A 13,295-nucleotide genomic window follows, 5' to 3' on the forward strand; every position below is an offset into this window, starting at 1 on the left:
GGTGATTTGAGGTACAATGCGCCGTCAAATTGAAGGGGTTGTTATGTTTTTGTTCTCAGCAAGTGCCAAGGTAAAGAAAGCGCAGGATGGTTATCACGTCGGCGATGATGTTGAATTTATTGCCTACATCGATTTCAAAGACCAACTCGGTGCCGTGCAGTTGTGTAAGTTTTACATGGCCAATGCCGGTTTTGGCACCGTTGTCATCGATAAGATGAAAGAGGCCAATGCCGATTTTATCAAGAACAGCGTCAACAGTACCCACCGTGGCCGCATTGAAGAGGCACAAAAACAGGGTTATTCGATTCAATTGTTCGAGAAATAGTCTCGCCCCAGACTTCACGCCGTCTACTCGGACGGCGGATGTCTAGTTTTACCCGCCATACTCAGTCGATGGCCAAATCTGTTGCTGATTTCTCAGCCCAATCTTGACTCAACCCTAGCAATCATTCGATAGTATTGAAAAAGCCTGTGCTGTTCTCAGACGAGAGCGCTGGCTGATCAATTTTCAGGATGAAACATTTGATGACAAACTCCCGTGCCAGGCTGTGGCTGCTGATCTGTACGCTGATGATTGTATTATCCGGTTGTACGACGAAGTTTACCTACCGCTTTCTCGACTGGATGGTGGCCTGGTCTGTCGATGACTATATTGACTGGGATAAGTCTCAGCAGCGGCAGTTCGATGCCATGGTTGACCGGCAGCTGCTCTGGCATCAGCGCACACAACTACCTCGCTATGGTCAGTTGTTGCGTCAGTTGCAGCAGGATAACCAGCAGCCATTGAACAGAGAGGATGCCGAGCAGCGCCTGCTGCAAATGGGCGTCATGGTAAAGGACTTATTGCTGCACATTTCCCCCGATGCCGCCATTCTGCTGGCCAGTCTCAGCGATCAACAAGTGACCGAGTTGTTGGCCAATATCGATGCTAAAACAGCAGAATCGGAGGCGAAATACAGTCACTCCACAAAAAAACAACTGGACCAGGAACGTGTCAAGGAGGCTAATAAGGCGGCAAAGCGGCTAATGGGCCGTTTGAGTGAGCCACAGCGTGCGTTAATTGATCGTTGGAATCAGCAGTTACAGCCAACTTGGAGTGAATGGATTGCCTCGAGAACATATTGGCGCGATCAATTTGCTGTGGTGTTGAAGCAGCGGCAGCAACCGGGCTTTGAGCAAAAAATTCTGCGGCTGTTTACCCAGTCACAAGATGACTGGAGTGCCGAGTACGCGGCGATAATAGAGGCTAATACCAACGCCGGCATCGACCTAATTATTGCCCTGCAAGCCAGTGCCTCAGACAAACAGCTTAAGCATATCGATCGTCAACTAGGGGCCTGGGCCAAGGCCTTCGAAGAGCTGGCAGCCAGTGCCGCCGATGACGGGTAAGCAACGATTAGGCCCGGTCATCCTTGCACGATTCCATGACGATATAGGTGGTAATAGACCGTACCCTTGGCAGTGAGCCAATAACATCACTGTGCAGTGTTTTGTAGGTGGCCAAATCCTGCGTTTCAACCCGCAATAAATATTCGAAGGCGCCGCTGACGTTGTGACACTCACGTATCTGGTCGATGGCTTTAATCCCCTGTTCAAATTCCAACTGGGCCACCTTGGTGTGATCCGATAAACCGACGGCAATATAGGCGGTGCAGCCAATATTCATCTTGGCCGGGTTTAGCACAGCGCGGTAGCCGGTGATAACACCGCTGCGTTCGAGTTCCTGCACTCTTCTTAAGCAGGCTGAGGCCGATAAGCCGACTCTGTCGGCGAGGTCGACATTGCTGATGCGGGCATCAGATTTAAGTTCGCGCAATATTCTTTCGTTAATTTTATCCATAGGTTGATTTTATTGTGTAAAAATATTTTTACAAGCATTAATAGCACGATAATTCGACCGCATCTTCCCTATAATTTCAGCCACATAATCAATAGGCAAAAGGCCGGCACCATGAATACCTCCGCATTATTAGCACTGACAGGTTTTGCCCTGATCTCTATTGCCACCCCGGGCCCGAACAATTTGATGTTAATGGCCTCCGGTGCCAACTTTGGTTATAAACGCACGGTGGCACATATTTTTGGTATCAGCACCGGCTTGATGGTGATGTTGCTGCTGACCGGCATGGGTATCGCGCAATTATTTGATAAGTTTCCAGAGAGTTATCAAGTGCTTAAGGTTTTGAGTGTGTCGTACATGCTATATCTGGCCTATAAAATTGTCATTATTGCTGATTTGTCAGCTGGTGAAACAGCAACTAAGCCAATGAGTTTCTTACAGGCTGCGGCTTTCCAATGGGTCAACCCCAAGACTTGGGCAATGGGATTGACGGCAATCAGCGTCTACATACCCAATACCAATTTTTCATCAATTGTCATCCTGGCGGTGGTGTTTGGCCTGGTCTGTATCCCGTCTAATTTGGTGTGGGCGCTGTTGGGGCAAAATATTAAAAGGCTGCTAACGAACATCAACCGTCTACGGATTTTTAACTATTCAATGGCGTCGCTGTTATTGGCATCACTGTATCCAACGCTACAGTTATGAGTAAGCTAGTGCTTGAACATGCTGGCAAAATGCCATTATGCTGATCTATTCCGCACTGTGCAGGGAGGCGTTGTTGGCCGTCTGTTCAACTGTGTTGAATTATAGTGGTGCTGCCATGATCACAGTATGGGCTGAATGTAGAATAACACTTTAAACGGACTGATTGATTATGACGATTATGCGATTCATCCCCTGGCTCATGTTAAGTACCCTGGTAAATGCGCAGAATGCTGATCAATTCTTGCAGCAGGCTATTCAGAATCCGGCGCGCACAGAGGCTGAGATGGTCCGTGATAAAAATCGACAACCGATTAAAACCCTGGTTTTCTTTGGCTTGCAACCGACGATGACTGTGGTCGAAATCATGCCCGGTGGTGGCTGGTACAGTAAGATACTCAATGCTGCCGTGGTGAAGCAAGGCCATTACTATGCCGCCGTCAGCACAGAGAGACTACCAGACTATCTGTCGTCCAAGGCCATAGGCAAGCACGGTGAATTTGTTCGTCAAGATCAGGCCGGCTATGTCTTTGAGGTCGACCAGTTTGACCTAGGCGTTAGTAATGTCGATATGGTACTGACTTTTCGCAATGCCCATAACCTCACTCCAGCGACACGGCAACGGTTAAATGAGGCCATATTTGAGGCCTTAAAACCCGGTGGTGTCTATGGTGTTGTCGATCACAGCAAGCGGCATATGGAGGCTCCGACCGATTGGACGTGGCGCCGCTTAGACCCGGTCATGGTGATTCAAGAGGTGGTGCAGGCGGGCTTTATTTTTGAGGGTTTCAGCGATATCCATGCCCGCGCCGAGGATGAGCTTAAATACGACACTAAGCACGACTCGTTGGTGCGTGAGACCGACCGATTTACGTTGAAGTTTCGCAAGCCGGAATGATTGATCTGTCTTCGAAGGTGCTCGGTGGCTTTACTGCCTGCTCAGTCACAGCGCTGTAACCGGTGTTCTGACGTTAAGGGCTGACCACCAGTGGCTGCAGATACTGCCAAACGTTGATCAACATCTGTTTCTGACCCTCGGCATTGGGGTGGAGACCGTCGGGTAGCAGCAGGTCTTGGTTGGTGGCAATGTCTTCGAGTATAAAAGGGATTAGTACGGTGTCGTAATCATCGCTGAGGCTGATATAACTCTGATGAAAACCTTGAGTGTAGCGCTTACCGTAGTTAGAGGGGATATGCATGCCGGCCAACACCACCTGCGCGTCGATGGCCTGTGATTTCTCAATCATTTGTTGCAAATTGTTGCGCATGTTTTTTAAGGATTGCCCTCTGAGCCCATCATTAGCACCGAGTTCTAGGATGACGATATCAGGCTGGTATTGGCTCAGGGCATCGTCGATGCGCAGCATGCCACCGTCGGTGGTTTCACCGCTGATGCTGACATTGGTGATCTGCCAGGGCAGGTCTTGCGTATCAATCTTCTGCTGTAGTAGGTGTGGCCAGCCTAATTCTACCTGCAGGCCGTAGGCGGCGCTGAGACTGTCACCGAATACCAAAATAGTTTTATTGGCCGCTGAACTGAGAGCAGGAGCAAGGAATAAGACAATGAATAAGAACGAGATTTTTTTCATAAATTATGATTAAGTCGCTTAACGTTGGGCAGCGGTTACACTGAGTTAACTCTACCAATAATAAACATTTTTGCACAGATCAATAACAGGGATTGCATGATAAAGCTCAATGGCGTCAGTCATCATATCGCCACTGCCGATGACCACCTGACCATACTACACGATATAAATCTCAGCATTGAGGCGGGGGAGTCGGTGGCGATCACCGGCAGCTCCGGTTCGGGAAAAACCACGCTACTGGGCATGTTGGCCGGCTTGGACACGCCGACCGGCGGCGAGATTATTGTCGATGAGGCGGTCTTAACCTCGATGAATGAGGACCAGCGCGCCTTGTTTCGCGCCAAAAATGTCGGCTTTATCTTTCAATCGTTTCATTTGCTCGACGGCTTAACGGCGTTGGAGAACGTGCTACTACCGCTGGAACTCGCCGGTGCCGAAGCGTCAGAGGCCGAGGCCGCTCAGTATCTTGATCAGGTAGGGCTGTCTCACCGACTGACCCATTATCCGTCGCAGCTGTCGGGGGGTGAACAGCAGCGGGTGGCTATTGCCCGTGCCTTTGCCGCCAAGCCCCGCTATCTATTTGCCGACGAGCCGACCGGCAATTTGGATCAAAACACGGGTGCCACTATTATCGAGCTGTTGTTTGAGATGAACCGTCAGCTCAATACCACGCTGATACTGGTCACTCACGAGGCCCGTTTGGCAGGCTTCTGCCAGCGTCATTGTCAGATAGAGAACGGTTGTTTGACCGAGATTACCAGCGGTATCGATGCGGGTGTGGTTGCCGATGCCTAATACCTTGAAAATGGCTTGGCGATTTCTGCGCATCGATTGGCGCAGTGGCGAGTTGCAGCTACTGTTTTTATCGCTGTTGCTGGCCGTGACCATCGTCGCTGGTTTAACCGGCTTTGTTGGTCGGTTGGAGTTAATGCTGGCCGGTGAGAGCAGCCAGTTTCTGGCCGCCGACAGACAGTTACAATCCCCCCGTGTGGTGTCGGATAACTGGTTACAACAGGCCGATAATTTAGGGTTAGAGCAGGCTCGATTGGTTAATTTCCAATCGATGCTATACGCCGATGATGAGCCATTGTTAGTCAGCGTAAAGGCGGCCTCCAATGGCTACCCGCTGATTGGCAAGGTCAATATTCGCGATCAACTGTACAGCCAAGATTATCCGGTCGCTGGTGGGCCACCACCGGGTGAAATATGGGCCGAGCGGCGGTTGTTACAGCAGCTCGATATCAGCCCGGGCAGCGAGGTGTATATCGGTGAAGCGGCGCTGACCCTGACCAAGGTGTTGGTGTCAGAGCCCGACCGCGGCGCCGGCTTCATCAGCATGGGGCCACGCGTATTGATGCACTATAAGGATGTGGCGGCCACCGAGGTGATTACCGAGGGCAGCCGTATTACCTATGCCTGGTTGTTTGCCGGAGAGGCGGGGGCTATTCAGCAATATGAGCAATGGCTGGAGCCACAACTGGCCGACAGCGATCGCTGGCTTAATCTTGAAGATAACCAGCCATCGGTGGCGATAGCATTAGAGCGCGCCAAGACGTTTTTCTTACTGGCCAGTAGTATTGTCATCGTATTAGCGGTGATTGCCGTTGCCATGACCAGTCAGCGTTATTGCCAGCGCCATGTTAAACACATCGCCGTGTTGAAAACGCTGGGGGCAACCTCGGGTTATATTCGAAACCTGTACACGGGCTTGTTGTTGTTATTGTTTGTCGCGGTATCGCTGCTTGGCTGTCTGTTAGCCTATGGCTTACAGCAGGGTCTACTGACCCAGGTGGCGACGGAGCTGGAGGTGGCGCTGCCGCCAACGACGACGCAGCCTTTTATTCTGGGCATGGTGACCGCTTTAATTAGCTTGCTGGCCTTTACGCTGCCAGCCCTGGCACGGCTTAAAGCGATTCCAGCGGTGGCAATATTTCGCCAGTCGATGCGGGCGGATCTGGGCTTTGGCCGGGGCAGTGTGATTGCAGGCTTTGTCGGCTTACTACTGCTGCTTTTACTGTATACACAGCAATTGTTACTCAGTGCGGTGTTAATGACGGCATTGTTGTTGGTGCTGGTCATCATCGCCTTGCCGGCACGATTGATGTTAAAAAACCTGCCCAGTACCGGTGCCAGGGCGAATAGCTGGTGGGCTATGGCGCTGGCCAATCTGCGTCGCCGCTTGGCGGCCAATGCGCTGCAGCTTGGTCTGTTTGCGATCAGTTTGATGTTACTGCTGGTATTGCTGGGCGTCCGTGACAGCTTATTTAATCAATGGCAGTCTCAATTGCCCGCCGATACCCCCAATTTCTTTTTGGTCAATATCCAGCCCCATGAAGTGACGACTGTGGCGCGGTGGTTGAGTGATGTCGGCGTGAAAACCGAAGCCATTTACCCGATGATTCGTGGCCGCCTGGTCGAGATTAACAACGTACCGGTGCGAGAGCGAGTCAGTAAGGAGGGCTTCAAACGATCCGGTGCTGACCGTGAATTGAACTTATCCTGGGCGGAGCAGCTGCCACCGGATAACAAAATTCTAGCCGGTGAGTGGAACGCCGGTGATGCGACGAGCGGGCAGGGTGCCGATACGGTGTCGGTCGAGTCGGAGTTGGCCGAAAAATTAAACATTGGGCTCGGTGATCAGCTGACCTTCCGCATTGCGGCGGTAGAAGTTGAGGCAGTGGTTGGCAGTATTCGTGAGGTCGATTGGGAGCGGATGCGGCCCAATTTTTATATGTTGCTGCCCAAGGCCAGTCTGCAAAACCTACCGCAGACTTCGATGACCAGCTTTTACCTGCCCGATGAGCTGCACCCACAAATTGCCGAGTTATTAAAGGCGATACCGACGGCGATAGTGATTGAAGTCGATACCATCATCAAACAGATACGCAGTATTATTCACCATGTGTCGTTGGCCCTGCAGTTAGTGCTGGTGTTCGTGATGCTGGGTTCTGTCTTGGTGATGGTGGCGACGGTGCAGCATTCACTCGACAGTCGCAAAAAAGAAAACACGGTAATCCGCGCCCTTGGCGGCAGCAAACGCTTAATCGTCGGTAGCCTGATCGGTGAATTCGTCATTATTGGCTTTATCGCAGGCGTATTGGCCACCGTCGGTGCCGAGTTAATCCTACTAGCGTTACAGCAGTGGCTGATGAAATTGCCGTTGGAGCTACACCCAGAACTGTGGTATCTGGCGCCACTATTGGGTACGGCCATCGTAGGTTTTGCCGGATATATCGCGGCAAGACGAGTTACGCGTGTCGCGCCAATGCAGCTACTGAGGGAGAACTAATGCTGTGGCGGCGGTTAAAAGCATTATCATAATGCCTATTTTGCAGTGGTCATCTGTTTAACGAATAGCCTTGCCTGCCATTTCCTGCTGTAAAAGATACAGCCGGGTATCAAATTCGAGCTGATGGTAGTCGGGCAGCATATGTTGGCACAGCCGGTAAAACGCCTTGTTGTGGTCTTGCTCACGCAGGTGGGCCAGTTCATGCACACAGATCATCTGCAGCAGTGGTTCAGGGCACTGTTTAAACAGGGTGCTGATGCGTATCTCACGCTTATTCTTTAACTTGCCTCCCTGCACCCGGGAGACTGAGCTGTGCATGCCAAGGGCGTTGTCGACTACGTGCATTCTGCGATCAAAGACAACCTTGCTCAACGGTGGCGACTTCTTCAGATACTGATCTTTTAGCTGCTGGACGTAATCACGAAGCAGACTGTCGTTATTGATGCCGTGCTCAGTCGGGTAACGCTGGCGAAGATGATGGCCGAGTTGATGGCTGTCAATTAACTGCTGTACCTGAGCCTGAAGTTCAGCGGGGTAGTGACCGATTAATGGGTGGATTGCCATGAATCTCTAATGCCGTATCTGTGGGGATGATTTAATGCCGCCATGCTAGCGCCTTTGGTAGCTAACTACTATTACTATCGCGTTCTGGCAAAGCAACTCAGGCTGGCTGTCACCGCTATTTTAATACTTGCTATTGCTTATTAGATTGCTAACTATCTACTTATCTTACTAATAGTATTGATTTATTTAACAGCTACTCTAAAGTGGTGTATATATTTAACGGGCGTTAATTTATATTGACGCTCTGCCTGTTACGACTGCCAATTATGTCTTGCTGCGGCAACTACTTATTCAAATACGGCACAATGCTGGTATAAGGCATAGTATTAATTGATGTATGACCTAGATAATGAGAATCGACGATGACTTTGCCTGATAATGCGAAAATAATGTCTCCGCAACAACTCCGACAACGGATTAGAACTGGCCAGCACACCGGTAATACCTCAGGTTATTCAGAGGGCTACGTACAGTGCAACATGGTGATATTGCCGAAGGACTGGGCCAACGATTTTTTGCAGTTCTGTCAGGCCAATCCTAAGCCTTGCCCATTAATCGCTATGGGTCAGCCCGGTGAGTTTAATTTAGCTGACCTCGGCATCGATATTGATGTGCGTAGCGATATTCCCAGTTACAGAATTTTTCGTGATGGTGAATTCAGCGAAGAGGTGACGGATATCAGCGACCACTGGCAGGACGATTTGGTGGTGTTTATGCTGGGCTGTTCGTTCTCCTTCGAAGAGGCGTTGCAGGCCGATGGCTTGGAGGTGAGAAATGTCACCGAGGGCTGTAATGTGCCGATGTACCGTACCAATATAGATTGTAAGCCTGCTGGCCGTTTCAGTGGCACCACGGTCGTCAGCATGCGTCCCTTTAAGGCGGCCGACGCCATCCGTGCGGTGCAAATTTGTACTCGTTTCCCGTCGGTACACGGCGCCCCGATTCACCTGGGTGATCCCAGCCAAATTGGCATCAGTGATATCAATACAACCGACTTTGGCGATGCAGTGACTATTAACGAGGGTGAGTTACCCGTCTTTTGGGCCTGTGGTGTGACGCCTCAGGTAGCGCTTGAACAAGCTAAACCGCCGTTTTGTATCACTCATAGCCCTGGTTGCATGTTGGTGACTGATTTGCCCAATAGCCGTTTGGCGGTAATGTAGAGATGAAACCAATGAAATTGAATTGTGATTTAGGTGAAAGCTTCGGTTCCTGGACCATGGGCCTCGATGCCCAGGCCATGCCACAAATTGACATGGCCAATATAGCCTGCGGCTTTCACGCTGGAGACCCGTTGGTGATGGCAAAAACGGTGGCTATGGCAAAGCAATTTAATGTTGCTGTTGGTGCGCACCCAGGTTATCCGGATCTGGTCGGCTTTGGCCGCCGCTCGCTCAATTGTAGCCGCGATGAAATTATTGCCCTGGTGATTTATCAAATAGCCGCTCTTGACGGTGTCGCCAAGAGCCAGGGGGTTAAGGTGTCCTACGTCAAACCCCATGGTGCGCTCTATAATGACATGATGGCTAAGCTAGATGTTCGCTCGGCAATTATGCAGGCAGTGTCTGACTTTCACGGCGACATAAAATTGATGCTGCAGGCAACGCCTGACTGGCAACAACACCAGCAAGAAGCGGATACATTTGGCCTATCCTTATTGTTTGAAGCCTTTGCTGACCGTTGTTACGACGATAACGGCAGTCTGTTATCACGTAATAAACCTGGCGCGGTTCATGATCACGACAAGATGCTGGCCCAGGTGGTTGAACTTGCCGAGCAGGGTACGATTACTACGGTTAATGGCAAGGTGCTTAAATTGCGTGTCGACAGTCTCTGTGTACACGGTGATAACCTTACCGCAGTCAATGCCATCGGTGATATTCGTCGAGTGATAGGACAGTAGTTAATGGCTGAATTTAGCATTGAAATTGCTGGCGACAGCGCCTTAATTCTCTATTTTTCAGATCAGCCCAGTGCGGCGGTATCGAAAACAATACAACAGACCCAACAGCGGTTATTGGCGGCAATGGGCGGTGAGATCGTCGATACCGTCGCCTCTTATGGTTCGCTGCTGGTGGTATTTGACCCACTGAAGACCGATTACTGGCTGCTTAAACAACAGTTGGCGAATATCTCCAGTAGTCAGACTGATGCCGCCAGCGATGATGGCCGTATTGTCACTTTGCCGGTCTATTATGGTGAAGAGGTCGGTCTCGATCTTGCCGATATGGCAGTCTCGACTGGTTTGACCACCGAGCAGATTATCGACATCCATCAGCAGCAGACTTACCGCGTCTATGCCATTGGCTTTGCGCCAGGCTTTGCCTATCTTGGTGAAGTCGATGAGCGAATTGCCGCTCCCCGTTTAGCCACTCCGCGCTTGAAGGTTCCCCGCGGAGCTGTCGCCATTGCCGACCGTCAAACAGCTGTTTACCCAGCCCAGTCCCCCGGCGGCTGGAATATTATTGGGCGCTGCCCACAGCGTATGTTTGATCCCAGCGCCGAGCCCTCGATGCCCGTTACGGCTGGTGATAGTGTGCAATTCAAAGCCATCAGCCGTGATGAGTTTATTCAATTAGGCGGTGAGTTATGAGTATTGTGATTGAATCTCCAGGCATGTTGAGCCTGATTCAAGACTCTGGCCGTTTTGGTCAACACAGTGTCGGCCTTACCACCGGTGGTCCGATGGATGACGAGGCCTACTATTGGGCTAATCGGATTCTTAATAATGACGCCAATGCGGCGATGATCGAGACCACGGTAGGTGGTTTGGTGGTCGAAATAGATGTCGATACGATTATTGCCATCACCGGTGCCACCGTTGATGCCACCCTGGACGGCGACGCTGTGCCTCAGTGGCAGGGCATCCGTGTTAATAAAGGGCAGAAGCTCAGTCTTGGCTTTGCTACGGCCGGCTGTAGAATTTACCTGGCCTTTGCCGGCGGCTTCGATATTGCGCCACAATTTGGTAGCTGCTCCACAGTAATGCGCGAATCAATGGGCGGTATCGATGGTGATAAGCTTGCTGCCGGCCAGCGTCTGCAGCTTAATAACGTAACGCCGCCAAGCTTACAGCAGTTAGCTGAGAGTGAGCGTCCAGCCTATACTGATGAAGTGGAACTGGACGTGGTATTGGGTTATCAGCAGCAACATTTCAGCGAGGTGCAAAAGGCGTTGTTCTTCAGTAGTGACTATCGTGTCACTGACAGTTGTGACCGCATGGGCTACCGCTTGGATGGCGCGTCGATACCGTCGGCTATCGAGGGCATGCTGTCCGAGGGCATTTGTCTCGGCGCTATTCAGGTGCCAGCCGACGGACAGCCTATTGTGCTGATTAATGACCGACAAACCATTGGCGGCTACCCCAAAATTGGCGCCGTGGTCAGGACCGATTTGGCCAAGCTGACGCAGTTGATGGCGGGGGCAACTATCCGCTTCAACCCTGTTTCTATTGAACAGGCCCACAATAAGATCCATTTACAGCAAAGCCGCCGTCAACGTACGCAGCTAATAAACCTTAGGTCGTAGAAATGACAAATATATCGCCAGCACTTTCTGACACCGATATGGCCTTGAGCCGGCAGGTCGAAGACTTACTTGTCGCCCGAAATCTGCGCGGCATGAAAGATGTTCAGCCCGCATTATTGCCGGGCTATTATGCCCGCGCCAGTCGGTTAATCGACCAGGCACGCGGTACCGTATTGATAGGTACCGGCTTTCCCGTCTTGGATACCTTTGAAACCGATGGCCCGGTTGGCGCTATTGCTCTCTATAACGTGATTAAGCACCTGGGTGCCAAGCCAGTATTAGTCTGTGGTGCGCCGTTGTCACAGGCCTTGGCTGAGGACTACGAGGTGTTTGAAATCGCTGTTGATGCTTTGGCTAATCGCCAGTCTGAAGCCGCTGCTGCGCTGCAAACATTGCAACCTGAGTTGATCATCTCTATCGAGCGCCCTGGTTTGTCAGAGCAGGGCGGTTACTTCAACATGCGCGGTGAAGATATCAGCCCGCGCTGTGCCAGCTTCGACGAGTTTTTGTCCCAGGCCAGCTGCCCCACCATTGCCATCGGTGATGGCGGTAATGAAATTGGCATGGGCAATATCAAGCAGGCCATAGAGCAGCTCGATATTACACCGGCAGCGACCACCTGTGATGAGCTGTTAATTGCCGACGTATCAAATTGGGCAGCCCATGGTGTTATTGCGCTGTTGTCCCACTGGCATCAGCAAGACTTATTTGCCCTGACAGATCCACTATCGGTGTTGAAATACATTTCTGCCCGCGGCAGCGTCGATGGTGTCACCCGTGAAAATACCCTAACAGAAGACAGCTTGCCGTCGACGGCGGGCGATCAATTGGTTGAACAGTTAAAAGCCGTCATCCAACTAAATTAAACAACAATGCCTGAGGCCAGGCTTTTTGAGAGTAATCAATATGAGCACAGTATATTTAAACGGCGAATACATGCCGATGTCTGAAGCGAAAATTTCACCCATGGACCGTGGTTTTCTGTTCGGTGACGGTATTTATGAAGTTGTCCCCAGCTATAATGGCCGCCTGGTCGGTTTTGCCCCGCATTTCGATCGCATGAACGATGGCATGAAGTCTATCGGCATCGAATTGGACATGAGTCATGACGAGTGGCGTGAAATCTCTGAGAAGCTCAGTGAGGCCAATGGCGCCGGTAACCTCGGTATTTATTATCATGTCAGTCGTGGTACCGATACCAAGCGAACTCATAATTATCCCGCCGGCGTCAAGCCGACTGTTTTTGCCTTTGCCTTTGAAATTCCAGCCGAGCCTGTCGCCGACAAGACCAAGGCGAAGAGTTATAGCGTCTCTACCAGTGACGACTTACGCTGGAAGCGTTGTAATATTAAATCGACGGCATTGTTGGGTAATGTACTGCACTACCAGCAGGGTATCGATGACGGCAACCAGGAATGTATTTTGTTCAATGCCGAGGGCTTTATGACAGAGGGCAGCTCTACCAATGCCTACATTGTGAAAGATGGCGTGGTTATCACCCCTGCCTTGAGTACTCAATTGTTGCCGGGTATTACCCGTCTGATGTTATTGGACATTCTGCGTAAGGACGGCTCAATTCAGGTTGAAGAGCGGCCAGTCAGCCGTGCTGAATTTGATGCCGCGGATGAAGTATGGCTGAGTAGCTCCTCGAAAGAGGTCGCCGCAGTGGTCAGTGTTGATGGTAAGCCTGTTGGTAATGGTCAGATTGGCGATGTGTGGGAAAAAGCCCAGGCTTTATTCAGTGCCGGAAAATACAACTACTAATATAAACCGTTAGAGCCAT

Annotated in this window: 15 protein-coding genes; 12 read left to right on the forward strand and 3 right to left on the reverse strand. The window is 50.9% G+C overall.

Annotated elements, in window-relative coordinates; translation table 11 throughout:
• Positions 1 to 43 precede the first annotated feature (43 nt).
• Positions 44 to 325 carry a hypothetical protein gene (locus L9P87_RS01555; protein ID WP_237442910.1) on the forward strand — a complete coding sequence of 94 codons (282 nt, stop codon included), beginning with the start codon at positions 44 to 46 and terminating at the stop codon, positions 323 to 325.
• A gap of 200 nt (positions 326 to 525) precedes the next feature.
• Positions 526 to 1,389: a DUF6279 family lipoprotein gene (locus tag L9P87_RS01560; RefSeq protein WP_237442911.1), complete on the forward strand. Its 864-nt coding sequence runs from the start codon at positions 526 to 528 to the stop codon at positions 1,387 to 1,389.
• A gap of 7 nt (positions 1,390 to 1,396) precedes the next feature.
• On the opposite strand, the gene L9P87_RS01565 is transcribed toward L9P87_RS01560, so the two are convergent.
• Positions 1,397 to 1,840, reverse strand: a complete 444-nt coding sequence (locus tag L9P87_RS01565; RefSeq protein WP_237442912.1) for an Lrp/AsnC family transcriptional regulator — start codon at positions 1,838 to 1,840, stop codon at positions 1,397 to 1,399.
• A gap of 111 nt (positions 1,841 to 1,951) precedes the next feature.
• On the opposite strand from L9P87_RS01565, the gene L9P87_RS01570 reads away from it, so the two are divergent.
• Both L9P87_RS01570 and L9P87_RS01575 read left to right on the forward strand, forming a co-directional pair.
• On the forward strand, positions 1,952 to 2,545 hold the full coding sequence (locus L9P87_RS01570; protein ID WP_237442913.1) for a LysE family translocator: 594 nt from the start codon (positions 1,952 to 1,954) through the stop codon (positions 2,543 to 2,545).
• Between the two features lie 169 nt (positions 2,546 to 2,714).
• Positions 2,715 to 3,440 carry a class I SAM-dependent methyltransferase gene (locus tag L9P87_RS01575; RefSeq protein ID WP_237442914.1) on the forward strand — a complete coding sequence of 242 codons (726 nt, stop codon included), beginning with the start codon at positions 2,715 to 2,717 and terminating at the stop codon, positions 3,438 to 3,440.
• A gap of 73 nt (positions 3,441 to 3,513) precedes the next feature.
• On the opposite strand, the gene L9P87_RS01580 is transcribed toward L9P87_RS01575, so the two are convergent.
• Positions 3,514 to 4,131, reverse strand: a complete 618-nt coding sequence (locus L9P87_RS01580; protein ID WP_237442915.1) for an arylesterase — start codon at positions 4,129 to 4,131, stop codon at positions 3,514 to 3,516.
• Between the two features lie 96 nt (positions 4,132 to 4,227).
• Between L9P87_RS01580 and L9P87_RS01585 the strand changes: the two genes are divergently transcribed.
• A complete protein-coding gene (locus L9P87_RS01585; RefSeq protein WP_237442916.1) occupies positions 4,228 to 4,926 on the forward strand; it encodes an ABC transporter ATP-binding protein in 699 nt (232 codons plus the stop codon).
• The gene (locus L9P87_RS01590; protein ID WP_237442917.1) at positions 4,919 to 7,420 is read left to right on the forward strand and encodes an ABC transporter permease; all 2,502 of its coding nucleotides are present in this window, start codon (positions 4,919 to 4,921) and stop codon (positions 7,418 to 7,420) included. The genes L9P87_RS01585 and L9P87_RS01590 overlap by 8 nt, the downstream gene beginning before the upstream one ends.
• Positions 7,421 to 7,477: 57 nt before the next feature.
• On the opposite strand, the gene L9P87_RS01595 is transcribed toward L9P87_RS01590, so the two are convergent.
• Positions 7,478 to 7,984: a M48 metallopeptidase family protein gene (locus tag L9P87_RS01595; protein WP_237442918.1), complete on the reverse strand. Its 507-nt coding sequence runs from the start codon at positions 7,982 to 7,984 to the stop codon at positions 7,478 to 7,480.
• Between the two features lie 362 nt (positions 7,985 to 8,346).
• On the opposite strand from L9P87_RS01595, the gene L9P87_RS01600 reads away from it, so the two are divergent.
• Genes L9P87_RS01600 through L9P87_RS01625 form a run of 6 tightly spaced genes read left to right on the forward strand, consistent with a single transcriptional unit; the run spans position 8,347 to position 13,276 of the window.
• A complete protein-coding gene (locus tag L9P87_RS01600; protein ID WP_237442919.1) occupies positions 8,347 to 9,147 on the forward strand; it encodes a putative hydro-lyase in 801 nt (266 codons plus the stop codon).
• An 11-nt stretch (positions 9,148 to 9,158) separates the two neighbouring features.
• Positions 9,159 to 9,887 (forward strand): 5-oxoprolinase subunit PxpA, encoded by a 729-nt coding sequence (locus L9P87_RS01605; RefSeq protein WP_237442920.1) that lies wholly within the window; start codon positions 9,159 to 9,161, stop codon positions 9,885 to 9,887.
• A gap of 3 nt (positions 9,888 to 9,890) precedes the next feature.
• A complete protein-coding gene (gene pxpB / locus L9P87_RS01610) occupies positions 9,891 to 10,577 on the forward strand; it encodes a 5-oxoprolinase subunit PxpB (protein ID WP_237442921.1) in 687 nt (228 codons plus the stop codon).
• A complete protein-coding gene (locus L9P87_RS01615) occupies positions 10,574 to 11,512 on the forward strand; it encodes a 5-oxoprolinase subunit C family protein (RefSeq protein ID WP_237442922.1) in 939 nt (312 codons plus the stop codon). The genes pxpB and L9P87_RS01615 overlap by 4 nt, the downstream gene beginning before the upstream one ends.
• A gap of 2 nt (positions 11,513 to 11,514) precedes the next feature.
• Positions 11,515 to 12,378, forward strand: a complete 864-nt coding sequence (locus L9P87_RS01620) for a glutamate cyclase domain-containing protein (RefSeq protein ID WP_237442923.1) — start codon at positions 11,515 to 11,517, stop codon at positions 12,376 to 12,378.
• Positions 12,379 to 12,418: 40 nt separating this feature from the next.
• Positions 12,419 to 13,276 (forward strand): D-amino acid aminotransferase, encoded by an 858-nt coding sequence (locus tag L9P87_RS01625; protein WP_237442924.1) that lies wholly within the window; start codon positions 12,419 to 12,421, stop codon positions 13,274 to 13,276.
• Positions 13,277 to 13,295: the final 19 nt, after the last annotated feature.

The sequence above is a fragment of the Sinobacterium norvegicum genome, assembly GCF_923077115.1.
GTDB lineage: Bacteria > Pseudomonadota > Gammaproteobacteria > Pseudomonadales > Sinobacteriaceae > Sinobacterium > Sinobacterium norvegicum.